The 24,280-nt window shown below is 70.2% G+C and carries 23 protein-coding genes; 11 read left to right on the top strand and 12 right to left on the bottom strand.

Annotation, left to right across the window (positions count from 1 at the left end):
* Window positions 1-75 precede the first annotated feature (75 nt).
* From ABD371_RS23060 to ABD371_RS23050, 3 genes are all read right to left on the bottom strand, one after another.
* Window positions 76-585: a DUF6879 family protein gene (locus ABD371_RS23060; protein ID WP_344479737.1), complete on the bottom strand. Its 510-nt coding sequence runs from the start codon at window positions 583-585 to the stop codon at window positions 76-78.
* A gap of 332 nt (window positions 586-917) precedes the next feature.
* Window positions 918-1,574, bottom strand: a complete 657-nt coding sequence (locus tag ABD371_RS23055; protein WP_344479735.1) for a class I SAM-dependent methyltransferase — start codon at window positions 1,572-1,574, stop codon at window positions 918-920.
* 121 nt (window positions 1,575-1,695) lie between these two features.
* The gene (locus ABD371_RS23050) at window positions 1,696-2,133 is read right to left on the bottom strand and encodes a glycine-rich domain-containing protein (protein WP_344479734.1); all 438 of its coding nucleotides are present in this window, start codon (window positions 2,131-2,133) and stop codon (window positions 1,696-1,698) included.
* A 190-nt stretch (window positions 2,134-2,323) separates the two neighbouring features.
* Here ABD371_RS23050 and ABD371_RS23045 point away from each other — a divergent pair, with 190 nt between their 5' ends.
* The 3 genes from ABD371_RS23045 to rph all read left to right on the top strand — a co-directional run bounded on the left by ABD371_RS23045 (window position 2,324) and on the right by rph (window position 6,796).
* Window positions 2,324-3,106: a DUF6879 family protein gene (locus tag ABD371_RS23045; protein ID WP_344479732.1), complete on the top strand. Its 783-nt coding sequence runs from the start codon at window positions 2,324-2,326 to the stop codon at window positions 3,104-3,106.
* A gap of 7 nt (window positions 3,107-3,113) precedes the next feature.
* On the top strand, window positions 3,114-3,956 hold the full coding sequence (locus ABD371_RS23040; RefSeq protein ID WP_344479730.1) for a helix-turn-helix domain-containing protein: 843 nt from the start codon (window positions 3,114-3,116) through the stop codon (window positions 3,954-3,956).
* Window positions 3,957-4,153: 197 nt separating this feature from the next.
* Window positions 4,154-6,796, top strand: coding sequence for a rifamycin-inactivating phosphotransferase (gene rph / locus ABD371_RS23035; protein ID WP_344479729.1), 2,643 nt, complete (start codon window positions 4,154-4,156; stop codon window positions 6,794-6,796).
* A 16-nt stretch (window positions 6,797-6,812) separates the two neighbouring features.
* Here rph and ABD371_RS23030 read toward each other — a convergent pair whose 3' ends face one another.
* A complete protein-coding gene (locus ABD371_RS23030; RefSeq protein WP_344479728.1) occupies window positions 6,813-7,934 on the bottom strand; it encodes a lipid II:glycine glycyltransferase FemX in 1,122 nt (373 codons plus the stop codon).
* A 290-nt stretch (window positions 7,935-8,224) separates the two neighbouring features.
* Here ABD371_RS23030 and ABD371_RS23025 point away from each other — a divergent pair, with 290 nt between their 5' ends.
* The gene (locus ABD371_RS23025) at window positions 8,225-8,860 is read left to right on the top strand and encodes a choice-of-anchor C family protein (RefSeq protein WP_344479727.1); all 636 of its coding nucleotides are present in this window, start codon (window positions 8,225-8,227) and stop codon (window positions 8,858-8,860) included.
* Window positions 8,861-8,928: 68 nt separating this feature from the next.
* Here the strand turns inward: ABD371_RS23025 and ABD371_RS23020 are convergent, their stop codons facing one another.
* Window positions 8,929-9,525: a dihydrofolate reductase family protein gene (locus ABD371_RS23020; protein ID WP_344479726.1), complete on the bottom strand. Its 597-nt coding sequence runs from the start codon at window positions 9,523-9,525 to the stop codon at window positions 8,929-8,931.
* 123 nt (window positions 9,526-9,648) lie between these two features.
* Between ABD371_RS23020 and ABD371_RS23015 the strand changes: the two genes are divergently transcribed.
* A complete protein-coding gene (locus ABD371_RS23015; RefSeq protein WP_344480017.1) occupies window positions 9,649-10,044 on the top strand; it encodes a HEAT repeat domain-containing protein in 396 nt (131 codons plus the stop codon).
* On the opposite strand, the gene ABD371_RS23010 is transcribed toward ABD371_RS23015, so the two are convergent.
* Both ABD371_RS23010 and ABD371_RS23005 read right to left on the bottom strand, forming a co-directional pair.
* Window positions 9,983-10,405 (bottom strand): hypothetical protein, encoded by a 423-nt coding sequence (locus ABD371_RS23010; protein WP_344479725.1) that lies wholly within the window; start codon window positions 10,403-10,405, stop codon window positions 9,983-9,985. The genes ABD371_RS23015 and ABD371_RS23010 overlap by 62 nt on opposite strands.
* Before the next feature lie 313 nt (window positions 10,406-10,718).
* Window positions 10,719-10,982: a winged helix-turn-helix transcriptional regulator gene (locus ABD371_RS23005; RefSeq protein WP_381734222.1), complete on the bottom strand. Its 264-nt coding sequence runs from the start codon at window positions 10,980-10,982 to the stop codon at window positions 10,719-10,721.
* 390 nt (window positions 10,983-11,372) lie between these two features.
* Here ABD371_RS23005 and ABD371_RS23000 point away from each other — a divergent pair, with 390 nt between their 5' ends.
* The gene (locus ABD371_RS23000; protein ID WP_344479723.1) at window positions 11,373-11,666 is read left to right on the top strand and encodes an MBL fold metallo-hydrolase; all 294 of its coding nucleotides are present in this window, start codon (window positions 11,373-11,375) and stop codon (window positions 11,664-11,666) included.
* 107 nt (window positions 11,667-11,773) lie between these two features.
* On the opposite strand, the gene ABD371_RS22995 is transcribed toward ABD371_RS23000, so the two are convergent.
* The 4 genes from ABD371_RS22995 to ABD371_RS22980 all read right to left on the bottom strand — a co-directional run bounded on the left by ABD371_RS22995 (window position 11,774) and on the right by ABD371_RS22980 (window position 17,387).
* Window positions 11,774-15,109 carry a S8 family peptidase gene (locus ABD371_RS22995; protein WP_344479722.1) on the bottom strand — a complete coding sequence of 1,112 codons (3,336 nt, stop codon included), beginning with the start codon at window positions 15,107-15,109 and terminating at the stop codon, window positions 11,774-11,776.
* A 222-nt stretch (window positions 15,110-15,331) separates the two neighbouring features.
* Window positions 15,332-15,856, bottom strand: a complete 525-nt coding sequence (locus tag ABD371_RS22990) for an Rv1352/Rv1906c domain-containing protein (RefSeq protein WP_344479720.1) — start codon at window positions 15,854-15,856, stop codon at window positions 15,332-15,334.
* A gap of 371 nt (window positions 15,857-16,227) precedes the next feature.
* Window positions 16,228-16,557, bottom strand: a complete 330-nt coding sequence (locus tag ABD371_RS22985) for a MazG-like family protein (RefSeq protein WP_344479719.1) — start codon at window positions 16,555-16,557, stop codon at window positions 16,228-16,230.
* A 50-nt stretch (window positions 16,558-16,607) separates the two neighbouring features.
* The gene (locus ABD371_RS22980; RefSeq protein ID WP_344479717.1) at window positions 16,608-17,387 is read right to left on the bottom strand and encodes an SDR family oxidoreductase; all 780 of its coding nucleotides are present in this window, start codon (window positions 17,385-17,387) and stop codon (window positions 16,608-16,610) included.
* A 40-nt stretch (window positions 17,388-17,427) separates the two neighbouring features.
* On the opposite strand from ABD371_RS22980, the gene ABD371_RS22975 reads away from it, so the two are divergent.
* The 3 genes from ABD371_RS22975 to ABD371_RS22965 all read left to right on the top strand — a co-directional run bounded on the left by ABD371_RS22975 (window position 17,428) and on the right by ABD371_RS22965 (window position 21,703).
* A complete protein-coding gene (locus tag ABD371_RS22975) occupies window positions 17,428-19,113 on the top strand; it encodes an alkaline phosphatase D family protein (RefSeq protein ID WP_344479716.1) in 1,686 nt (561 codons plus the stop codon).
* A 68-nt stretch (window positions 19,114-19,181) separates the two neighbouring features.
* Window positions 19,182-20,600 (top strand): multidrug effflux MFS transporter, encoded by a 1,419-nt coding sequence (locus ABD371_RS22970; protein ID WP_344479714.1) that lies wholly within the window; start codon window positions 19,182-19,184, stop codon window positions 20,598-20,600.
* 65 nt (window positions 20,601-20,665) lie between these two features.
* Window positions 20,666-21,703: a small ribosomal subunit Rsm22 family protein gene (locus tag ABD371_RS22965; protein WP_344479713.1), complete on the top strand. Its 1,038-nt coding sequence runs from the start codon at window positions 20,666-20,668 to the stop codon at window positions 21,701-21,703.
* On the opposite strand, the gene ddaH is transcribed toward ABD371_RS22965, so the two are convergent.
* Window positions 21,704-22,534: a dimethylargininase gene (ddaH, locus tag ABD371_RS22960; protein ID WP_344479712.1), complete on the bottom strand. Its 831-nt coding sequence runs from the start codon at window positions 22,532-22,534 to the stop codon at window positions 21,704-21,706.
* Window positions 22,535-22,739: 205 nt separating this feature from the next.
* Between ddaH and ABD371_RS22955 the strand changes: the two genes are divergently transcribed.
* Both ABD371_RS22955 and ABD371_RS22950 read left to right on the top strand, forming a co-directional pair.
* Window positions 22,740-23,357 (top strand): TetR/AcrR family transcriptional regulator, encoded by a 618-nt coding sequence (locus ABD371_RS22955; protein ID WP_344479711.1) that lies wholly within the window; start codon window positions 22,740-22,742, stop codon window positions 23,355-23,357.
* A 129-nt stretch (window positions 23,358-23,486) separates the two neighbouring features.
* Window positions 23,487-24,278 carry a bifunctional DNA primase/polymerase gene (locus ABD371_RS22950; protein WP_344479710.1) on the top strand — a complete coding sequence of 264 codons (792 nt, stop codon included), beginning with the start codon at window positions 23,487-23,489 and terminating at the stop codon, window positions 24,276-24,278.
* The last annotated feature ends 2 nt before the right edge of the window (window positions 24,279-24,280 follow it).

The following is a 24,280-nucleotide window of genomic DNA, read 5'->3' as shown; positions in this document are numbered from 1 at the left end:
TCAGTAGCCTGCGAATCAAAGGGATCCGAAGCCCCAGCGGTCGACCTCTCGACCTAGCAGAGCAGCAGGTGAGGTTCAGAGGGTGAACTCGGCGTGCGGTGTCGCCCGCTCCCAGACGGCCTCGAAGGCCGATCCGCACAGCTTGGCCAACTCCGGGTTGTCAGTGATCTCCGGCTCTGTGGCCTCGCCCTCTCCATCGAAGTGGTTCAGATACAGCAGCCGGGAGTCGAACACCCAGAAGTCGCTGCCCGGAAGGAGCAGGTCCGAAGCCCTCCGCCGGGGGAGCCATCGCACCTGCTCGCCCGCTTTGATGTTGAGGCCCTGAGTGACCTCGTGCTCAAAGCGGATGTACTCGCTGACCGGTGTCGACACGATGCGCGCCCGACGTACTTCGACACCCCGCGAGACCGCTTCCGAAACGATGGAGAGCCAGCCACCCCAGCGTTCGGCGGGATCGATGGACTCTCCGGCCTTCCAGTCGACGAAGGCCGAGTCCGTTTTGCTGTAGGCATCGCGTGCTTCCAGATGGATCGCCGTCCTCTGGCAGTCGCGGAACAGCTCTTTGAACGTCGGAGAACTCGACATTCCTCTGTACCTCCGGCTCAGCGTCCTTGGCGGCAGTTCTCCCTGTCGCTCGGCAGGGAGAACTGCACCCTATGGCGAGGGACCCCACCACTGTCTCGTTCTCGGAAATGTTCAGTCGAGTTGCCTCGACAAGGCCAGCGGCATCGTCGACGACCCGAACGACTGCTTGGACGAACTGTGTTGCATCGCCTGCCTGATCCTGCGGATCTTCACGTCAGCGTGGAGACGGTGAAGATCGCGGGGGGACTTCCCCCGCTGGACATCCTGGAGCGCGGGTACCGGGTCCCTGTCGGCCACCTGGTGCGGGTGGCCGACAGGGGATGCTGTGCCGGCTACCGGATCCGGGCCTGGACGATTAGCGTGCCCAGGTTCTCGGGGTCAGGGGCTTCCAGGACGCGCGCTTCGGTTTCCAGGAAGCCGTAGTTCATCAGGATGCCGTGCCACATCTCCTCGGAGTAGGCCCACCGCTGGACCGGCAGGACCTTCCCCGTGAAGCCGTTGCCGTACATGCCCTGTGCGCCGTAGCAGCCCTCGACGGCCGGTGCCTGGGAGAAGACCAGGACGCCGCCGGGGTTGAGGCGCTTGTGGATGGCGGGCAGGAGGCGACGGGGGTCGGTGAACCAGAAGGCGCCCCAGACCGAGTAGACGGCGTCGTACGTCTCCTCGGTGGTGGTCAGGAAGTCGACGGCCTCGCGGAGGTGGAAGCGGGCTCCCTCGATGTCGCCCCAGCGTTTCTTGGCGTACCGGATCTGTACGGGGGAGAGGTCGATGCCTGTGGTGGCGATGCCCTTGCGGGCGAGGTGGGCGACCTCGTTTCCGCTGCCGCAGCCCAGTTCCAGGGCGCTCTGGGGCTGGTGGAGCAGTTCTTCGGCGGGGCCGTGGTGGTCGTACTGCGTCCAGCCGAACCCCTTGTCGACGGAATCCTGTACCGAGCCGATCTTCGTCACGGCTCCGGTCGCGTAGCGATCCCAGTAATTCTCAACGCTCATGTGGCGATGTTCCTCGTTGGAGTGGGTGTTGAGGATCCGTCCGTCCGGCTCCGACGACAGCGCTGAACGTGACGGCCGGGGCCACCCCCTATGGGCGACCCCGGCTTTGTGTCCCTGCCGGTCAGTGGCAGCTCGTGCCCTGGGCGCAGGGGGAGCACTTCGACGAGTCGCGCTCCCACAGCGGCCAGTCCACCTCGAACCCGTGCTGCTCGACGACGGCCGCGGTCCGCATGACGGTGCCGTCGGCCTTGCGGTCGATCTCGGGGATGTGATGGAGGAACTGCCCGTTGTTGTACTTCTCGCAGAACGCGGCGTAGTTCGCCGTGTCGAGGATGAGGGTGTGCACGGCCACGTCGACGAGTTCGCCGCAGCCGAGTTCCAGATCCTCGCCCATGGTCTCCATGGCGGTGATCAGGTACGCGACGGCTTGGCCGAGGAGCCGGCCCGCCATCACGCTGTCCATGAGGTAGTCGCGGGTCAGGAGCTTGGCCTCCCGGTCCCAGATTTCCTCGCCCAGCAGTTCCTTCGGATCGCGTAACGCTACTACTGCGGTATCCATTCGGGGCACCTCCAGGTCGTGGTGCGCCTCGCTCTTGGCGTGGGCTCCCGAATGACGTTAGGGCGAGCGCCCATCAACTCTCAAAAAGATTGCGCGAGTTTGCGGCAACACGATTGACGGGCTCGAACGACTCGCCGACCATCGAGGACATCGCGCAAACCTGAGCAAGGACGCGGACGGGAGAACCGCCATGAAGCTACGGTTCCTTGGGAAGAACTCCACCCCGGGAGACAGCCCCACCCTGTACGCCAGCGACCGGGACAGTTACGTCGTGCAGGGCTGGAAGGTCCTCGCGGCTGACCTGCTCATGCGGCTCGACGTGCCGGACGGCCACACGGTCGTAGAGGTCCCGACCGAGCTGTTCGAGCACCTGACCAAGGACGGCCTGCCAGCCGGCGAGATCAAGAACTGCGAACGTCCTCGATCACAGCCCTACTGGAGGAGAGCGGTGGAGCTGATCACCAGCGCCCAGCGTGACGAACTGTTCGGCAGCTTCGCGCGGGACGCGTTCCATCTGGAGCTGAGAGACGACTACGGCTCCCCCGTCGAGGACACACCGTATGCCCGCTGGCAGCGGGGAGAGCCCGACGACTACGCGTGGCTGGACCCGTGGATGACACTCATGAAGCGGGTCCCGGGGGAGGGCAAGACCGTGCGCCGCGTCCGCGTCGTCACGGAGCCGCACTCCCAGTACGTTGAGTGGGAACACTCCCTGACGCGCCTCAACACGGAGGCCGGCGAGGACATCCGATGGCTGCCCCGGCATCGTCTCCCCGAAGGCATCGCCTTCCCCGTGGCGGGCAACGACTGGTGGCTGTTCGACGACCGGCTCCTCGCCGTGGGGTACTTCGACGCGGAGGGCCGGGTCCTGGGCTCCGAGCTGGTGACGGACCCCGGGACCGTGGCGGAGTGCGTCCGCGTACGGGACCGGCTCTGGTCCATCGCCGTCCCCCACCCCGAGTACAAGCCTTGATCCATCAGTGAGCACCGAAGCACAGGCACAGCGAGAAGCACTGGGTGCCCGACTGCGGGGATTCCGCAAGGACGCGGGGTACTCCAGCGGTCGGGCATTCGCCGCCGCGACCGGGTGGCAGGAGTCGAAGGTCTCCCGGATCGAGAACGGGCGGCAGAACGCCGGCGAGGACGACATCCGCGTCTGGTGCGAGCTGACCCATACCCAGGACCAGGCCGACGACCTGATCGCCACCGTCCGGCACATCGAGGAACTGCGGCTGGAGTGGCGCCGTCAGCTCCAGGCAGGGGCGGAGCCCCGGCAGCGCAAGGCACTCCCGGTCTACGCGAGGACCAAGGTCTTCCGGATCTGGCATCCCACCGTGGTCTGGGGCACTCTCCAGACGGCCGAGTACGCGGCAGAGACCTTCCGCCAGGTCGTCGACTACTACGAGATCCCCGACGACGTCGACGCCGCCGTGGCCAAGCGGATGGAACGCCAGCGATACCTCTACAAGGGAGACAGGATCTTCAACGTCCTCCTCGCCGAACAGGCCCTCTCCACCAACTTCGGCGGACCGGACGTGATGCGAGGCCAGCTCGACCGCCTCCTCGCTGTCATGTCCCTTCCCCACATGAGCCTCGGGATCCTCCCCGCCGGCGCGCCGATGCACATCTGGCCGGGCAACTCCTTCTCCATGTTCGACAGCAAGCTCGTCCTTGTGGAGACCTACTCGGCGGAGTTCTCCGTTACCCAGCCCAGGGAGATCGCGCTCTACGCCAAGGCGTTCGACCTGCTGAAGCGGTCCGCCGTGTACGGGCAGCAGGCGAGAGCGCTGATCGCCCAGGCTCTCGCGCGGCTGGACGACTGACCGCGGCTCGAACGGCCGGGCCGCAAGCCCTACTGCCCCGACCCAAAAAACAAAGGCAAGGAGATGGACAGACCTCTCCTTGCCGTTCTCAACTTATAGCGCACTGGGGGGCTTGCCACAAGGCCCCGGTCTGGGCGGAAAATCGTCCACCGACGCCACCAGCAGGTGGTTCGACGGAGTGGGAGACGCCGGTCGCGATGGCTGAGACGTATGTGCTGGATCTTGAAGAGGTCGATGAGACGCGGACAGCGGTCGTCGGTGGCAAGGGTGCGCAGTTGGGTGGGCTGGCGCGGATCGACGGGGTTCGTGTGCCGGAGGGTTTCTGTGTGACGACGGATGCCTTTCGGCGGGTGATGGCGGATATCCCGGGGATCGGGGACCGGCTCGACCGGTTGGCGCGGGTGGACCCGGATGACCGGGAGGCGATTCGTACGCTCAGCGCGGAGGTCCGCGGGGCGGTGGAGGGGGCGGTGGTCCCGGACGGTCTGGTGGAGGCGGTGGTCGGGGCGCTCTCCCGGTACGGGGACAGGGACGCGGCCTATGCCGTACGGTCCAGCGCGACGGCGGAGGATCTGCCGACGGCGTCCTTCGCCGGGCAGCAGGACACGTATCTGAACGTGGTGGGGCCGGCGTCGGTGCTCCGGGACATCAGCCGTTGCTGGGCCTCGCTGTTCACCGAGCGGGCGGTGGTCTACCGGCGGCGGAACGGTATCGACGACCGTACGGTCCAGATGGCGGTGGTCGTGCAGCGGATGGTGTTCCCGGACGCGTCCGGGATCCTGTTCACGGCCGACCCGGTCACGGGCAACCGGAAGGTCGCGACCGTGGACGCGGGCTTCGGCCTCGGTGAGGCGCTGGTCTCCGGTCTGGTGAACCCGGATGTCTTCGCGGTGCGGGACGACGAGGTCGTGGCCAGGACCGTCGCGGCCAAGCAGCGGGCCGTCCTCGCCGTGCCGACCGGCGGCACCCGGGAGGTGGCGGTCGAATCGCGGCGGCAGCGGCAGCCGGCGCTGACCGATGAGCAGGTTGTACGGCTGGTAGGGCTCGGGCGGCGGATCGAGGCGCGCTTCGGCCGACCGCAGGACATCGAATGGTGTCTGGTGGAGGACGGTTTCCGGATCGTTCAGAGCCGGCCGATCACCACTCTGTTCCCCGTGCCCGTCGCGGAGACGGGCGACCGGGAGAACCGTGTCTACGTCTCCGTCGGCCATCAGCAGATGATGACCGACCCCATGAAGCCCCTGGGCCTGTCCGTGTGGCAGCTGACGGCCATGGCACCGATGCGGGAGGCCGGCGGGCGGCTGTTCGTCGACGTCACCGGGCATCTGACCTCGCCCGCGGGCCGGGCGGGTCTTCTGGGTCTCATCGGCAGGGACGACCCGCTGGCCAGGGACGCGCTGGAGACCGTCCTCGACCGCGACGACTTCGTCCCCCTGCTCCCGGAACCGGAATCGGAACCGGAAGCGGAAGCGGCCCCGGAACCAAGCGGGCCGCTGGCCGCAGTGGGTGCCCCGGTCGCGACGGACCCGGCGGTCGTCACCGGGCTGGTCGAGCGCAGCCGGGCCTCCGTCGCGGCGCTGGAGCGCGATATCCGGACGAAGACCGGACCGGCGCTGTTCGACTTCCTGCTGGAGGCCTTCGAGGAGCACAAACGAGTGCTCGCCGATCCGCTGAGCCTTCAGGCGATCATGGCGGGGATGGAAGCCACCTGGTGGCTCAACGACCGGCTGGGGGAATGGCTGGGCGAGAAGAACGCGGCCGACACGCTCACCCTGTCCGCCCCCGGCAACATCACCTCCGAGATGGGACTGGAGCTGCTCGACGTCGCCGACGCGATCCGCCCGTACCCGGAGGTGGTGGAATTCCTGCGGGGCGTCGGGGACGAGGACTTCCGCGACGGGCTCGACGGGCTGGTGAAGCTGCCCGGCGGAGCCGAGGCGCGCGAGGCCCTGGAGGGCTACCTCGACCGGTACGGCATGCGCTGCGTCGGCGAGATCGACATCACCCGGCCGCGCTGGGGCGAGCGGCCCGCCGCACTCGTCCCGGCGATCCTCGACAACGTCAGGAACTTTGGACCGGGTGCCGCAGGCCGGCGCTTCGAGCAAGGGCGGCAGAAGGCGCTGGAGAAGGAGTCCGACGTGCTGTCCCGTCTGCGGGCCCTGCCGGACGGGGACCGGAAGGCCGACGAGACCAAGCGGATGATCGACCGGGTGCGGACCTTCATCGGCTACCGGGAGTACCCGAAGTACGGCATCGTCAGCCGCTACCTCGTCTACCGGCGGGCCCTGCTCGCCGAGGCCGAGCGCCTGGTGCGAGCCGGCGTACTGGCCGAGCGGGAGGACGTCTTCTTCCTCACCTTCCCGGAATTCCACGAGGCCGTGCGCTCACAGCGCGTGGACGACGGACTCGTCCGGCAGCGCAAGGACGAGTTCCGGTCGTACGCCGCGCTCACCCCGCCCCGCGTGCTCACCTCGGACGGCGAGGCCGTCACCGGGGCGTACCGCCGCGAGGACGTACCGGCCGGTGCCCTCGTCGGCCTGCCGGTTTCCGCCGGGACCGTCGAGGGGAGGGCGCGGGTCGTCCTCGACATCGCGGATGCCGACCTCGAAGCGGGCGACATCCTGGTCACGACCTTCACCGACCCCAGCTGGTCCCCGCTGTTCGTCGGGATCGCGGGCCTGGTGACAGAGGTCGGCGGCCTGATGACCCACGGCGCGGTCATCGCCCGGGAGTACGGCCTGCCGGCCGTCGTGGGCGTGGACCGCGCCACCCGGCTGATCCGGGACGGGCAGCGGATCCGCGTGCACGGAGCCGACGGCTATGTCGAGGTTCTGGCCTGACGGCCCATGAGGTGAGTCAGCGGCGGGACATGTACAGGTCGAGGGCCTTGTGCAGCAGCTTGTTGAGCGGGAAGTCCCACTCGCCCAGGTACTCCACGGCCTGACCGCCGGTGCCGACCTTGAACCGGAGCAGGCCCAGCAGGTGGTTGCTCTCCTCCAGAGTGTCGGTGATGCCCCGGAAGTCGTAGATGCCCGCGCCGAGTTCATGGGCGTCGGACATCATCCGCCACTGGATCGCGTTGTTCGGCTGGACCTCGCGCTTTCGGCTGGTGGAGGCACCGTAGGAGTACCAGACGTGCTCGCCGACGGTCAGCATCGTGGCCGCCGCGAGGACCTCGCCCTCGTGGTGGGCGAGGTAGAGGCGCATACGGTTGGGGTCCTCGGCCGTCAGCGCGGCCCACATGCGCTGGAAGTAGGCCAGCGGGCGTGGGATGAACCGGTCGCGTTCGGCGGTCTCCACGTAGAGGGCGTAGAAGGCGGGCAGATCGTCATGGCTCCCGAGGACGACCTTGACGCCCGCCTTCTCGGCCTTCTTGATGTTGCGACGCCACTGCTGGTTGAGCCCGCGCTGAATGTCCTCCAGCGAGCGTCCGGCGAACGGAACTTGAAACACATAGCGCGGCTGACCGGCGGCGAAGCCGTCCTCGCCGCCGGGTTCGGTCTGCTGCCAGCCCATCCGCCGAAGCCGGTCCGCGACATCGAACGCCCCCGGCTCGTGCGTGGTGGCCCTGGCGTCACGCAGCTGTCTGGCCTGCGGATCCGCGATCGCGGCCTTGACCGCCTCCGCGCTCCAGCGGCGGGCGACGACCGGCGGGCCCATCTTCACCGAGAAAGCGCCCTGCGCTTTCAGATACGCGAGCATCGGCTTCAGCCAGCGCTCAAGATCCGGCGCTTCCCAGTCGATGACCGGCCCCTCGGGCAGATAGGCGAGGTACCGCTTGATCTTCGGCAGCGGCCGGAGCAGCACCAGCCCCACGCCGACAAGACGGCCACCGCCGTCAAACCAGCCCAGACTCTCCGCCCGCCAGTCCGGCTTCACATCCCCCCAGGAAGGAAGCTGCATATGACTGGCCGAGGGCCTGGCCGTGATGAAGGCCAGATGCTCCTCACGGGTGATCGCCTTGAGGCGGAAACTCATGCGCGGTGCTCCTTCGATCGATGCCTCAGCCTACTGAGCGCACTGCCGTCGATCAGCTCCAACTGTTCCGACTCGTCGGGGCAGACGTTCCACGGTGGTGTGTCGCGCCGTTCCGGGGGCGGTTGAAGGGGGCGCGGGGCTGAACCGAGCGCTGCTCAGCGCTCATAAGCGCCGCTCGGGGCGGCTCACAGCGTCTCCACCCGAAGGGCCGGGCCGCCGTAGCCTGACGAATCACGATCAAAGATCCCGTTCACGTCCACGTTCACGTTCGCGTCTCAGGGAGAGCCCTCATGTTCTCGTTACGTGTTTCCGCCGCCACGGCCGTGGCCGCCCTGCTGTTGGCCGGTGCGGGCGTCAGCTCCAGTGCGGCGTCGGCGGTGGCGTCGGTGCCGCCCGTCAGCCGGTTCCACGACGGCAGTTTCGAATACCCCAGGGCCCCCGCCAACCTCTTCACCCCGTACTTCCCGGGAGAGGACATCGGACCGTGGTCCGTGACCCTCGGAGCGGTCGACCTGATCGGTGCCGGGACCTGGCAGGCGGCCGAGGGCGACCAGTCCGTCGACCTCAACGGCACGAGCGCGGTGAGCCAGACCTTCACCACCACCCCCGGCACCGCGTACACCGTCACTTACGCGCTCGCCGGCAACCCCACCGACACCGCCCCCGCCGTGAAGACGGGCCAGGTCCTCATCGACGGCCAGGAGTTGCAGAACTTCTCCTTCGACGTCACCGGCAAGACCTACGCGGCCATGGGGTACGTCACGCGCCAGTTCGTCTTCGTGGCCAACGCCTCCACGACAACCGTCGCCTTCGTCAGCACCACGGGCCCCACCGCGGCCAACGGCCCGGTGATCGACGACGTCCGTGTCGAGGCCCGTTCCTCCTGCCCGTCCTCCTGCGACCACCGCGACGCCGCCCACGGGTAAGCAGGGCGTACGTGGCTTCCGCGGGTCCTCGGTCGCGCGTCGACGGAAGCGCGGCCGAGGTACTCACTTCAGTTGCTGACGCGTGTGTAGGTGAGGAACACCGCTCCGCTCTTGAGGACGGTGTGGTCCGCGAGTGTCCAGGTGCGCGGGTCGAAGGTGGCTTCGCGGGAGAACAGCGGGATGCCGTTGCCGATGGTCAGAGGGCCGACTTTGAGGATCAGGGTGTCGATCTCGGAGTACAGGGAGCCCGCGAGCCCGGCGCCGCCGAGCAGCCAGATGTCTTTGCCGTCCTGGTGCTTGAGCCGGCGAACGGTGGCCACCGGGTCGTCGGCGACGAGTTCGACGGCCGGGTTCGGGCTCTCGGTCAGGGTGCGGGAGAAGACCAGGTGGCGGAGGTGGGGGTAGGCGTCGGTGATGCCGGCGGCGAGGCCGATCTCGTAGCTGCGCCGCCCTTCGAGCACGGTGTCGAAGTGGGTGCCCCCGGCCGTGACGGACAGGGCCTGCCGGGCCTGGACGGGCAGGGTTTCCGGGTACTCCGTCACGAGGTGCTGGACGTAGTCCTCGGCTATGGGCCAGAAGCCGTTCGGACCGGTGGGGTCCCCGCCGTCCGGGCCTGCGATGAAGCCGTCGAGAGTGGTGCCGATGTAGTGGACGAGTTTGCGCATGCCAGGTCCCTTCGCTTGGTTACGCCGTCGCGGGCGCGGCCCGAGGCCGCCGAGTGATCATGGCACCCGGTGGCTCGGCTTGGCCCGCTTCATCGGCCATGAGAGCGTGTGACCGTGTCGGAGATGACGAGTGGTTTCGAGACGGCCTTGGCCGAGGCCTCGTCTCCCTCATGGCCGGTACGCGCTCGCGCCGGACGCGACCTCGCTTCCTTCGCCGACGCCCCTGAGGCTGCGGAAGCCTTGGCGAGGCTGCTACTGGACTCCGAGGACACAGCGGTGACCCGCCGGACGGCGGAAGCCCTGGCCCGCGTGGGGACACCTGCCGCCACAAGGCTCATCGCCCTCGCGCTCTCCGAGGCCGACGACAACCAGGCCGAATGGATCTGGACCGGGATGCACGACGCCCTCATGGAGCCGGACGGCGCGTCGGCGGAAGCGCCCATGCGCCCCACTCACCTCACTCGCCCGTTCGGGGCTCTGCCCGACGGCGGCGGTAGTAGGCGACGGCCAGGGCGATGATGACGGGCCCCCACAGGGCGGTGGGGGCGATGCACACCGTCGCGAGGGCCTGCCAGGCCTCGCTGGTGTAGTGGACGGTATCGATGACACCGTACGGGGTGAACCTTTGGCCGTCGCCGATGGGGATGCCGGTGAACATCGCGGTGAGGGCCAGGCCGCCGATGACGGCGGGGGCGACGGCCGCCATCGGCCGTATGCGCCTGCCGCCGATGACCGGGATCCAGGCGGGTGCCACCTCGCCCCAGCCCCGTACCAGTCCGATGGCGAGGAGCGCGATCGCTTCGGAGAGCACGCTGAGCCCGAGAACGTACGGAACGCTGATCCAGTACGGCGGCATGCCGAGTCCCTGGACCTGGCCCATCTCGAAGTGGAAGGCGAAGGGCAGCCGCCACAGGCACGACGGCAGCAGAAGCCATGGGAGCGGGCGTGGGCGAGGCGCATCGCCCAGCGGGGGACCGGGCGTTCGGTGTCGTCGACGGGCGGGGGAGTGTGAAGGATCTTCGGGGACATGACTTCAGCCTGGCCCGGCGACCGCGCCGAGGGATCACCCTCGCGGACCGGGCTCATCCCCCATGGGGCGGAGTCGTTTCCACGACCTCAGGGTGAAGCGTGAAGACTCAGGTGGCCGGTTACCGCAGAGACGAACCGGTGCCGCCGACGACGATCACTGAGTGTCAGAGACTCTCCAGAGGGTCCGCCGATTCGTTGAGATCCTCCCGCCGGGCTGCGCCCCATTCCCACATGCTGCGCACCACTGGCTCCAGTGCCCTGCCCTGAGAGGTCAGGGTGTAGCGAACTCGCGGGGGCCAGCCGGGGGTGCGGTGGCGCTCGATTACGCCCGCGCTGGTCAGCCGGGTCAGCCGATCGGAGAGGACTTTGTCCGAGAGGGTCGGCAGGGCGGCGGACAGGTCGGAGTAGGTGGTCCGACCGCGCCGCAGGAATTCCCGCAGTACCAGCGGGGTCCACCGGCCTCCCAGCGCGGCCAGGGTGATGTCGACGGGGCAGCGCGGTTCCTGGACGGGCGGGACGAGGGCGCTTTTCGGGCAGTCCTCCAGCGGGCCGCCGCCGGCACCGGGGCATTCATCACATCAACTGCGGCTCCCTCCGCGAGATTCCGCCGCTCGGCGAACAACTCGCGGCGGGTGTCACGAACCGCGAATTGGCTGTCGTATGTCATTGCCTGCTCATCGAGACAGCCTCGGACGGGCTGATGCTTGTCGACACCGGTCTGGGCACCGCCGACCGACAGCGTCCCGAAGAGACACTGGGTTCCGACTGGGTGACCCACGCGCGGCCCTCGCTGGACCCCGAGGAGAGTGCACGCGGGCATGGCGGTGCGCGACAGCGACAGCGACGGGAGCCGGGGATGGCTGCTGCACGCGGGCGACGCGTACTTCCATCACGGCGAGGTGGAGCACACCCCGCCCCTGTCGCACCCCGTCCTCGATCCGGTCCAGCAGGGCGCGCAAACCGATGCCGTCGCCCGCGTCGCCGCCCGTGACCGACTGCGTGACCTCCTTGGCGACCGTGACCGTGACCGTGACCGCGACCACGCGGAAGAGGTCACGGTCTTCAGCGCGCACGACCCCTGGGAGCTGGCCCGGGCCCTCATGAGGCCGTGACGCGGACGGCGGCCCGCCGGAACCCTCGTGGTGAGGTGTTCCGCCGGGCCGCCGTCGTAGCGTCGGTGTGACTGACGCGATCGGGTGGTGCTGTGGTGCTGTGGTGCCTACTTGCCGAAGAAGGCGTTGTGGACGGTCACCTTGGCGGTGCCGCCCTGCTTGTCGGTCACCTGGGCGCGGAGGGTGATGGCCTTGCCCTTGGCGGGGTTCTTCACGGTGGCCTTGTTGTTGGTGATGGTGAGCTTGCGCCAGGTCTTGCCGCCGTCGTAGGAGGCGTGGGCGGTGAGGGACTTGACGTTGTTGGCCTTGGCGGCGGTGCCGTGGAGGTGGAGGGGGATGGTCTGGGTCGCGCCGGCGGGGGCGGTGCTGTCGTTGGAGACCTTGGCGTTGGTGAAGCGGACGGTGGAGATCGGGAGGGTCTCGACGTCGTTCGCGGGGGCCTTGCCGGCGCGGAAGGTCCAGTCGGCGTCGATACGGGTGCTCACGCGGGCGGTGGCGGCGGCGCGGGTGACGGAGGTGGTGAGCTTGAACCGGCCGGGCTCGCTGCCGATGGGGAGCAGCTCGCCGTGGGTCAGGGCCTTGGTGCTTTCGGCGATCTGCTTGCCGTCGCGGTGCAGGGTGGTCTTCTCGGACGTGGTCGCGGAGGAGCCGGTGTGGCCCCGGCCGTCGGAGAACAGCGGGACCTGGGCCATCATCCGGTCGTCGAGGCGCGCGAGGGACGACTGTGCCGGGCTGAAGACGGCGGTGTTGAAGGTCTCCTTGTGGGTCTTGCCGGCGGGGTAGGTCTTGGGCCGGGAGTCCAGGCCGGCGTCGACGCGGTAGCCGTTCTCCGGGTCACCCTCGGCGAGCTGGAGGAAGGTGAAGCTCCACTTGGCCTTGTCGCCGGTGGTGACGTACATGGTGCGGGTGTCGGGCAGGGGGCGGGCGAGGCTCAGGTCGGAGACTCCCCAGTCGCCGAGCGGCATGTTCAGGTTCGCGCCCAGGACGGCCTGCTTGCCCTTGGCGGAGGAGCCGATGCCGACCTTCACCGCCGCGAATTCCTCGGCCTTGAAGGCGCGGGTGTAGCCGGTGGCGATCCGCTTCACCGGGCCGCCGGAGGCGGCGTTGTACTCGGTGTCGGTGGCGGCGCCCTTTCCGTGCCAGTTCCCCGCCCACACCTGCTTCAGGGATCCGTCCGTGACCTGCGGGCCGAGATGCCCGACGCGGAACCGGGCGAAGTCCTCGGTGGCGTAGAACCCGTTGAAGCTGCCGCCGTCCGGCGTGGACCGGGTGAACTGCATGAACCCGCCGACGAAGGAGGCCTTCTTGTCGGGCACGGTCATCTTCACGGGCTTGGCGTGGCGGGCGTCGAGGGTGACCGTCCGGGTCTTGTCGACGGTCAGCCGGGGCTGGATCAGCATGTCGCGCCCCTGGTCGGGGTTGTCCGGATCGACCAGGGACTGTGCGTCGAGCACGTACTCGCCCTTGGGCAGCCGGAGCGTGACGTCGCCGTCCGCGGAATTGACGAAGTGCCATTCCCCGTCGGTCCGCGAGGACAGCGTCGACTCGAAGTTCCGGCTCGGCTTTCCGTCCCGCCCGAGGTGCTTGAAGGTGACCTCGTACGACTCGACCTCCCGCTCGACGGCCGCGGTGGACCGGACGGTCTGGCCGTCGCCGGAGGACGCGACGACGGTGGCCGTGAAGTGGCCGTTGTCGGTGCCGATACGGGTGTCGGCGGTGAAGTCGACGGAGGCGGTGCCGCCGGCCGGGACGGTGACCCGGTCCGTGCCGAGGGCGAAGAAGCCGGCGGGGACGGGCTTGCCGGCGGGGCCGTGGGCGGCGATCCTCAGATCGAGGTCGATGTCCGCCGTACCGCTGTTGCGGTAGGTGATCTTCTTGGTGACCGGGGTGTTGTCGGTGTGCGGCCACGCCTGCTTGCCGAGGTCGAGCGAGGACTCCTCGGCCACCACGGTCTGGTTCATCGCCTTGTCGACGACGATCCGGCCGGTGCCCTGCTCGTACGGGGTGTGCCCGGTGTCCTGCGCGGAGGAGACGAGCGCGCTCCGCAGCTCCTTGGCCTTCCACCGAGGGTGCCGCTGCTTGAGGAGGGCGGCGGCGCCGGCGACGTGCGGGGTGGCCATCGACGTACCGGACATCGAGGTGTAGCCCGGGGTGGTGCCGGTTCCGGTGCCGGAGGCCGCGGCGGCGGAGATGTTCACACCGGGCGCGGCCACGTCGGGCTTGAGGCCGCCGCCGAGGCGGGGGCCGGTGCTGGAGAAGTCGGCGAGCTTGTCGGCGTGGTCGACGGCTCCGACGGTGAGCGCGCCGTCGGCGCTGCCGGGCGAGCCGACCGTCTGCGGTCCGCCGTTGCCCGCGGCCACGGCGAAGAGCACGCCGCTCTCGGCCGTCACCTTGTTGATGTGGGCTTCCAGCGGGTCGATCTCGGGGGTGTCCCGGCCGCCGAGGCTGAGGTTGACGATGTCCGCGCCCTGGGCCACCGCCCACTCCATGGCGGCGAGGGTGCCGGAGTCGCTGCCGAAGCCGTCGTCGTCCAGCACCTTGCCGTTGAGGATCTCGGCCTGGGGCGCGACCCCTCGGTGGGTTCCCTTCGACCGGGCCCCGCTGCCGGCGGCGGTGGAAGCCACATGGGTTCCGTGGCCGTTGCGGTCGGTGGCGTCCGGGGACCCGCTGAAGTCCTGGGCCGCGACGACCCGGCCCTTCAGGTCGGGGTGCTCGGCGTCGACCCCCGTGTCGAGTACGGCGATCTTCACCCCCTTGCCCTCGTAGCCGGACTCCCACGCCTTGGGCGCGCCGATCTGCCCGGTGCTCCTCTCCAGCGTCGCCCTGCGGATCCCGTCCAGCCAGATCCTGCTGATCCCGGCCGCGGTCGCCCGAGCCCCGCTGTTCGTCCCCCTGGTCAGCGTCTCCCACAGCTCCGGCGTCGCGGTCACCGCATCCGCGTTGAGCGCCTTCAGCGACCGGTTCAGCTCCGTCTCCCCGGCCGTCCGGACCGCCTTGCGCGCCCCCGCCCCGGCAGCCGCCCCGCCGTACTCCACGATCAGCCGCAGCCCGTCGCGGTACGCCTTCCGGCTCTCCGCCCGGCTCAGCTCGGTGACGTCGAACAGCCGCTGGTCCAGCCTGCCGTCGGCTATCAGCTCACGGGCGTCATGAGGCACCGCGTACGTGTGACCACGCTCGGTGTACGTCTGTACGGCTATGCCCTCCCGCCCCTCGGCGTGGTCGAAGCCGGTGACCTTCCCCTGCCCGTCCACCCTGACCCGGTCCCCGGTGATCAGCGTGACCCACTCCGCCGCCACCCCGCTGCCGCTGTTGCTGGTGCTGCCGCCGTGCGGCGAGGAAGCGGTGGCGGTGGCGGTCCCCACCCCTGTCATTCCGGCGACCAACGCCAGCGAGACCGCGACGGTGAGCGCCGAGACCCCTGCGCGCTGCTGCTTGTTGAACACAAATCCTCCTGGGGGCTGAGCGAGCCGATGCCGCCTCGCTCACCCCGGGAGAAGTGGAGTTCATGCCTCCGAGGTTGACTGAAAGTCCGATGATGGCTGGAACCGACCTGCTGAAGCGTGACTTCCGGCCGCACTCCCGATCCGGATGAACGGGTCCGCCGAGGCTGCCGTCCTAGCTTCCTCGGGAGGCCGGATTCACGCGGCCCGCCCCCTCCGCGAGAGCTACTTCCGCGGAGTCAGGGGCTCGCACCCCTGCACCGTGAGCACCCCGTCCGCCTTGGTGAGGGTGATGATGATCCGCTCGTCCGCGTTGGCGCTCTTGATCTGGGGCATCTCGCCCTCGGACGGTTTGGTGGTGATGGTGCAGAACTCGAAGGGGCCCTTCTTCGCGCCCGGGGTGGTGTAGGTGCCGGCCGGGATGTCCTCGCCGACGAGATAGTCGCCGTCGCCGTACGACTGTTCGGCGGACGCGGGCTTCCCGGGCTCTTCCGCCTTCTCCGCCTTCTCCGCCTTCTCGGCGGCGGGCGGGGCGGAGGGGGCCTTGGCGGTGTCGGGCTTCTCGTCGGTGGGTTCGCCGTCGCTGAGGGCTGCGCCGATGATGCCGAGAATGAGGAAGAAGCCGACGACGCTGCCGAGCACGATGGCGACGGTGGCGCCGGTGGAGAGCTTCTTCTTCGGGGGCGGGGGAGGCGGTCCGTAGCCGGGGTGGTTGGGATAGGGCTGCTGCCCGGGGTACTGCTGGCTCATGCGCCATTCCCCTTGGTGGATCGTGGATGGTGAACGGACGGTGTGGGGGGACAGCGAATCTATCCGGGGCGGATGGGGCGGGGACGGCGGCCCCAAGATCTGTTACCTCTCCGGTACGACGACGGTTTGCGACGGATGTGGACACGGCGAGAGGCGATGTGATCACTCTTGGACCTGAAACGATCCGGACCGATCTGCTGACCCCGCCGCCCTTGCGGGGGGAGCACGCCGAGGACGGCGAGGGCTGTCTTACGGGCACACTTCGGGCGACGGTCGCCGCCGCCGTCGCCGCCGCTTCCGGTCGGCGGACCCCCCGGCCGCCGCACACGGCCGGTGGGGGTACGCGCCAGTGAGCGCGGTACGCGAGAGGCTCAGCCCAGCGACCTCGCGGTCACCGCGCCCACCCGCCCCTCAAGTACCGCCGCCGCGTTCGGCGTCAGGGTCCGGAGGGCGACCATGGCCGTGATGATGACGTCGGACAGCTCGGACTCGACGTCCTCCCAGCGGTGCGTGACGCCCTTGCGGGGGTTCTGGCCGGTCGCCCCGACCACCGCCCGGGCGGCCTCGCCGACCTCCTCGGAGAGTTTGAGGACGCGCAGCAGCAGCTCCTCCTCGCGCGGGCGGGTTTTGTTGTTGTCGTCGAGCCAGGTGTGAAGCCGGTCCACGGCGTCCCAGATCGGGTCGAGGGTGGTGTGATCCATGGGTTCAGCGTCCCATGCGAGACCCGGCGAGGGACCCCCTCGGCCCCTGTTCAACCCCGGCCGACATAGGGCATGGCCGTCGCCATCACGGTCACGAACTGCACATTCGCCTCAAGCGGCAACTCGGCCATGTGCAGCACCGTCCGTGCCACGTCCGCCACCGCCATGAGCGGCTCCACGGCCACTTCTCCGTTCGCCTGGGGAACACCCGTACGCATCCCCCGGGTCAGCTCGGTCGCCGCGTTGCCGATGTCGATCTGGCCGCAGGCGATCCCGTACTCCCGGCCGTCCAGCGACAGCGACTTCGTGAGACCGGTGATCGCGTGTTTGGTCGCGGTGTACGGGGCCGAGCGCGGGCGGGGCGCGTGGGCGGAGATCGAGCCGTTGTTGATGATGCGACCGCCCCGGGGGGACTGGGCCTTCATCGCCCGGAAGGCGGACTGCGCGCAGAGGAAGGCCCCCGTCAGATTGACGTCGACCACCGCGCGCCACTCGTCGTGGGGGATGTCCTCGAAGGGGACGCCGCTCGGCCCGAACGCACCCGCGTTGTTGAACAACAGGTCGACACGTTCGAAATGCTCGCATACTGTCGCAAAAAGCGTGTTCACATCGGTCGGTGACGTCACATCAGTGGGGATACCGAGGATCGTTCCGGTGCTCAGCGCCGCCGTCTCCGTCAGCGCCCCGGCTCTGCGGCCCGCCGCAGCCACCGACCAGCCCGCGTCCGCGAGCGTCACGGCGACGCTCCGGCCGATGCCCGAACCCGCACCGGTCACGACAGCGACCTTCGAGGAGCGCGGGGAGTGCGAGGAAGCGGTCTCAGCGTTCATGGGGCCGCAGCGTAGACCCCCGGCCACACGGGGCACGCCCATGAACCAGGCGGCCCGCACCCACGCCCCCACCCCCACCCACACCCACGCCCCCGAACTCCGGGCCGCCGCCCGCCGCATCACCGAAGGATGGGCGGAGCGGACGGCTTCGTACCTCCCCCGCCGCAGGCTCGTCGGCGGCGCGGCGGCGGCCCTCGCCTTCGGCATCGGGCTGCCCGGCTCCGCGCACGCGGCCGAGGCCGACGCCAAGCGCCTCGCGGCGAACCCCTTCACCCTCGGCGTCGCGTCCGGAGACCCCAAGCCGGACTCCGTGCTGCTCTGGACCCGGCTCGCGCCCCGCCCCCTCGAACCCGGCGGCGGACTGCCGAAGGGCAAGATCACACTCCAGTGGGAGATCGCCCACGACGCCCGCTTCGGCCGGATCGTCCAGCGCGGCAAGGTCATCGCCCACCCCGAGGTGCACCACAGCGTCCATCTGGAGGTCAAGGGCCTCGACAACGACCGCGTCTACCACTACCGCTTCCGGACGGGCGACTGGATCAGCCCGGCCGGACGCACCCGTACCGCCCCCGCCAGAACGGCGCGGATCACCGAGGTGAAGCTCGCGGCCGTCTCCTGCCAGGCGTACCACGAGGGCTACTTCACCGCGTACCGGCATCTCGCCGACGAGGATCTCGACCTCGTCGTGCACCTCGGCGACTACCTCTACGAGTACGGGGTGAACGCGGCGGGCGGCGCGCGCAAGTACACCGACCGCACCCTCCCCGCCCACTTCAACCGGGAGACCCGCACCCTGGGGGAGTACCGGCTCCGCTACGGCCTCTACCGCTCCGACCCCGATCTCCAGGCGGCGCACGCCGCGCACCCCTTCGTCCTCACCTGGGACGACCACGAGACCGAGAACAACTACGCCGCCGGGCGGGCGGAGGCCGAGGGGGTGCCCCCCGAGGAGTTCCTGCTGCGGCGGGCCGCCGCGTACCGGGCGTACTGGGAGAACCAGCCGCTGCGGCTGCCGCAGCGGCCGAAGGGCCCGGACATGCGGCTCTACCGGCGGCTGCACTTCGGGCGGCTCGCGCAGTTCGATGTGCTCGACACCCGGCAGTACCGCTCCGACCAGCTCTACGGGGACGGCTGGCACCCGCCGGGGCCCGAGCTGGACGACCCGGCGCGGACGATGACGGGCGCGGCGCAGGAGCGCTGGCTGCTGGACGGCTGGCAGGACTCCGGCGCGACCTGGAACCTCCTGGCGCAGCAGGTGACCTTCGCCCGGCGGCGGGACGTGCCCGGCGCGGGGCACCGGGTGGACATGGACTCCTGGGACGGCTGTCCGGCCGCCCGGCGGCGGCTGCTCGACGGGGCGCGGACCGCCGGGATCGGGAATCTGATGATCCTCACGGGCGATGTGCACGCCGCGTACGGCTTCGACCTCAAGGCCGACTGGGACGACCCCCGCTCCCGCACCCTCGGCACCGAGATCGCCACCACCTCGGTGAGCAGCGGCGGGAACGGGTCCGACCGGCCCGGCAACCACGAGGACCTCACCCGCGCCAACCCGCACCTGCGGTTCTTCAACGGCCGCCGGGGCTACACCACCGTCACCCTCTCCGAGCGCCGGGCGCGCGCGGACTTCAGGACGGTCGCCGCCGTCACCGTCCCGGACGCGCCGATCACCACGGCCGCGTCCTTCGTCACCGAGGCCGGGGACCCCGGGCTCACACCGGTGTGACGCGAGGGTCTCGGACCGTCCGGCGAGCTGAGAGCATGGGACAGGATTCAACGATACGGAGAGATGCGATGGGGAAGCCGGAGCGCGGCTCGGACGACGGTAAAAGCCACATACCCGGCGCGGTGGTCGCGGCGGCGGTGGCATCCGGAGCGGGTACGGGGGCGGAGGCCCAGATTCCCGAGGCGAGGGTCCCCGAGGCCGGGGTCCCCGGCACCCGAACCCCGGGGGCCGCCGGCCCCCCGGCGGCCCCCGGCCTCCCGGTCGCCGCCGCGCGCCGCGTCGGGCTGCTGTTCGTCCTCGTCCTCGGCGGGCTCACCGCGCTCCCGCCGCTCTCGATGGACATGTACCTCCCGGCGCTCCCCGCCGTCACCGAATCCCTCTCCGCGCCCGCCTCGACCGTCCAGCTCACCCTCACCGCCTGTCTGATGGGCATGGCGCTGGGACAGCTGGTCGTCGGGCCGATGAGCGACAAATGGGGACGCCGGCGGCCACTGCTCATCGGCATGGTCCTCTATGTCGTCGCCACCGCCATCTGCGCCTTCGCGCCCACCGCCGAACTCCTCATCGGCTTCCGGCTGCTCCAGGGCCTGGCGGGCGCGGCGGGCATCGTCATCGCCCGCGCGGTGGTCCGCGATCTCTACGACGGCGTGGAGATGGCCCGCTTCTTCTCCACCCTGATGCTGGTCTCCGGCGTCGCGCCCGTCATCGCGCCCGTGATCGGCGGACAGGTGATGCGGCTGACCGACTGGCGCGGGATCTTCCTCGTGCTGGCCATGGTCGGCGTGCTGCTCACCCTCGTGGTGGTGAAGTGGCTGCCCGAGACCCTGCCCCCGGAGCGGCGGCACGGCGGCGGCGTCGGTCAGGCCCTGCGCACGATGCGCGGACTCCTCGCCGACCGGTCCTTCGCGGGCTACATGCTCACCGGCGGCTTCGCCTTCGCCACGCTCTTCGCCTACATCGCCGCCTCGCCGTTCGTCGTGCAGGAGATCTACGGGGCCTCCCCGCAGACCTTCAGCCTGCTCTTCGCCGTCAACTCGATCGGCCTGATCGCCGTCGGGCAGATCAACGGCAAGCTGCTGGTCGGACGGATCAGCCTGGACAAGGTGCTGGGGATCGGCCTGGCCGTGATCGCTCTCGCGGCGCTCGCGCTGCTGCTGATGACGGCGGGCGTCTTCGGCGACGTCGGACTGATCGGCGTCGCCGGCGGGCTCTTCGTCCTGATGGCCGCGATGGGTCTGGCCATGCCCAACACCAACGCCCTGGCGATGACCCGCGCCTCGCACGCGGCGGGCTCCGCCTCCGCGCTGCTCGGCACCTCCTCCTTCCTCATCGGGGCCGTCGCCTCACCGCTCGTCGGCATCGCGGGGGAGGACACGGCCGTGCCGATGGCCGTGGTCCAGCTGGTCTGCGCGGTGGCGGCGCTGGGGTGCTTCCTGGGGATGTGCCGCCCGTGGCGGCAGCGGTCGGGCGGCGCGGCGGCGGTGTAGCCGGGGCTCGCGAGCCCAGCCTGACCCAAACGACAGACCCCGGGCGCACGGCCTAAACTCTCCGGGTGTCTTACACCCTCCCTACCTCGGAAGCCCTGCGTGCCGCCCTCTCCGGGCTGCTCGACGGGCTGCCGCCCACCCAGGCCGCGCGCGCCGTCGACCGGCTGATCGCGAACTACCGGGGGACCACCCCGACCGACGCGCCCGTGCTGCGCGACCGCTCGGACGTGGCCGCGTACGCCGCGTACCGGATGCCCGCGACCTTCGAGGCGGTACGGTCCGCACTCGCCGCGCTGCGCGAGGCCGCACCGGAGTGGACGCCCGCGACCCACACCGACATCGGCGGCGGGACGGGCGCGGCGAGCTGGGCCGTGGCCGAGGCCTGGGCGGCGGACACCGGGGGTACGGACGACGGGGGTACGAAGGAGGGCGCGGGGCCGCGTACCACCGTGCTGGACTGGGCCGAGCCGGCGCTCGCGCTCGGGCGTGAGCTGGCGCTCGCCTCCGGGGTGCCCGCGCTGCGCACCGCCCGCTGGGAACGCTCTCGTATCAGTGCGGCGATCCGGATCGAGAGCACCGATCTCGTCACCGTGTCGTACGTGCTCAAGGAGCTGACCGCCGCCGACCGCGCCGCCGTCGTCGCCGAGGCCGCGCGCGCGGCCGACGCCGTGGTGATCGTCGAACCCGGCACCCCCGACGGCTACCAGCGCGTCATCGAGGCCAGGGACCTGCTGATCGGCGCGGGCATGACGATCGCCGCCCCCTGCCCCCACGACGCGGGCTGCCCCATCGTGCCCGGCTCCGACTGGTGCCACTTCTCGGCCCGCGTCAGCCGCTCCTCCCTCCACCGCCAGGTGAAGGGAGGCTCGCTGCCGTACGAGGACGAGAAGTTCAGCTATGTGGCGGCCACCCGCTTCCCGGTCGGCCCCGCCCCGGCGCGGATCACCCGCAAGCCCCAGATCCGCAAGGGCCTGGTGCTGCTGGAGCTCTGCGACCGGGACGGGACGCTGACCCGGCAGACGGTCACCAAGCGGCAGGGGCCGCTGTACAAGTCCTCCCGCGACGCGGAGTGGGGCGACCCCTGGCCGCCCCCGCGGGACTGATCACTCCCGCAGTTCCTGCGTACAGCACTTCACGCTGCCGCCCCCCTTCAGCAGCTCGCCCAGATCCATCCCGATCGGCTCGTACCCCCGGTCCCGCAGCGGCTCGAACAGCCCCACCGCCGCCTGCGGCAGCAGCACATGCCGTCCGTCGCTCACCGCGTTGAGGCCGAACGCCGCCGCGTCCCGCTCGCGGGCGATCAGCGCGTTCGGGAAGAGCCGGGCCAGCACCGCGCGGCTGCCCGCCGAGAACGCGCCCGGGTAGTACATGACCTCGTCCGAGGCGTCGTCCAGCACGGACAGTGCCGTGTCCAGGTGGTAGTAGCGCGGATCCACCAGATCGAGGCCGACCACCGGCCGGCCGAAGAACTCCTGCGCCTCCCCGTGCGAGAGCGGACTCGACCGGAAACCGCGCCCGGCCAGGACATAGGACGAGGTGACGGCGAAGTCCCCCTCGCCCTCGTTGACATGGACCGGTTCATGGATCCGGTCCTCGGGCCAGCCGGCCGAGACGAACCAGTCCCGGTGGGCGTCCGCCTCCGCCTCCCGCTCCGGATGGGCGAAACGGGCGAGCAGCACCCGGCCGTCGACGACGGTCGCGCCGTTCGCCGCGTACACCATGTCGGGCAGGCCGGGGCGCGGGTCCAGCAGCTCGACGGTGTGGCCGAGCGAGCGGTAACGGTCCCGCAGATCTTCCCACTGGGTCATGGCCAGCGGCAGGTCCACGGGCTTCGCCGGATCCATCCATGGGTTGATGGAGTACGTCACCATGAAGTGCGCGGGTGGGCACATCAGATAGCGGCGCGGCGATGCGTCATGAAGCGATGAGCGCAATGAGGGCTCCTCACAGACGACTGCGACAGCGGCACACGATCTGCGTGCCGTGCAGCCATGGTGAGGCCAATCGGGCCGGAACGTCCTGTTCAGTCGCAGGTTCCGGCAGGTTCCGGCAGGTCCGGGCACAGGGCGGGCAGGTCCGGGCAGGGTCGACGCTTAATCGAGACGAAACGTCTCGGTCCAGCGTTGCTAGATTGAACCCATGAACGAGAACCAGGCACACACCAGGACCCCCGACGCCGGCCGGCGCAGCGAACGATCCCGCCGGGCCATCTACGACGCCGCCCTCGCACTCGTCTCCGAGGCGGGCTACGCCCGCACCACCATCGAGGGAATCGCCGCCCGCGCCGGGGTCGGCAAGCAGACGATCTACCGCTGGTGGCCGTCGAAGGCCGCCGTCCTCCTCGACGCCTTCCTCGACCTCGGCGAGCAGGCCACCGAGACCACCCCCGTCATCCCCGACACCGGCGATCTGGCGGCCGACCTCAAACTGGTGCTGCGCGCCACCGTGGACGAGCTGACCAACCCCGCCTTCGAAGCGCCCACCCGCGCACTCACCGCCGAGGGAGTGGTCGACCCGGCCCTGTGCGCCCTCTACGTCGAGCGGCTCCTCAACCCCTCGCTCCAGCTCTACGTCGACCGGCTGCGCTCCGCCGAGGCGGCGGGTGAGCTGAGACCGGGGATCGACCACCGTGTCGCCGTCGAACTCTTTGTCGGCCCGCTCACCCACCGCTGGATGCTGCGCACCCTCCCGCTGACCCACGAGTACGCCGACACCCTGGTCGACTACGCGCTCGGCGGTCTCTCGCCCAGGGCCTGACCACCCCCGCCCCGCCCCCGGCCGCCCCCTGTGTGCGCCCCCCGGTGGGCAACCGTGGCCGCTCACGGCGCAGGATGGTGGGACGATGGTAGAGACCACCTGGGGCGAGCGTGAGGTGTGAGGGGATAGATGGCCGACGGTAGAAGCCGCCACAGCGGCACGGAGAACAGGCTCACCTGGGAGAGCCGGCTGCCCCAGTGGCTGCGCAGGCGTCCCAGGGACACCGAGGCCGACGACTCCCGCCGCGAGTCACTGCTGCTCGCTGTCGCCGAGGCCGGCATGCCTCTGGCACCCGCCGCCCACCCCGTCGCGTACCGGTGCTCCTGTGAGCGCATCGGCTGTCCCACGCCCGGCCGGCACCCCGTCTCCTTCGCCTGGCAGACGCAGTCCACCACCGACCGCGCCCAGATCCTGCGCTGGGCCCAGGGCCAGCCCGAGGCCAACTTCATCACCGCGACCGGCATGGTCCACGACGTCCTCGACGTCCCCCTGGAGGCCGGCCGCGCCGCGCTGGAGCGCCTGCTCGACCAGGGCATCGAGGTCGGACCGGTCGCCGAGTCCACCGGCGAGGGCGAAGCGGGCCGGGCCCTCTTCTTCACCGCCACCCGGGGCACCCCCGAGGACGAGGACGAGTGGTGGCCCTGCGAGCTGGACTGCCGCCCCGAGACCATGGCCGAACACCCCGGCCTGCGCTGGCACTGCCGGGGCAGCTATGTCCTCGTACCCCCGGCGCTGCTCCCCGGGGAGAACGCGGTCCGCTGGCTGCGCGGCCCCGAGTACGCCCTCCCCGACCCGCTCACCCTCCTCGAAACCCTCACCGACGCCTGCGCCCGGTACGCCGGAGAGCACCAGCCCCCGGACCCGGACGCCGAGGACGAACACGCCGACCACCGGCTCGCCTGGCCGCTGGGCCGCCGCTGACC

This window comes from Streptomyces amakusaensis, from assembly GCF_039532665.1.
GTDB classification, from domain to species: domain Bacteria; phylum Actinomycetota; class Actinomycetes; order Streptomycetales; family Streptomycetaceae; genus Streptomyces; species Streptomyces amakusaensis.
Note: the sequence above shows the minus strand (reverse complement) of the source record. Positions and strands in the feature narration are given on the sequence as shown.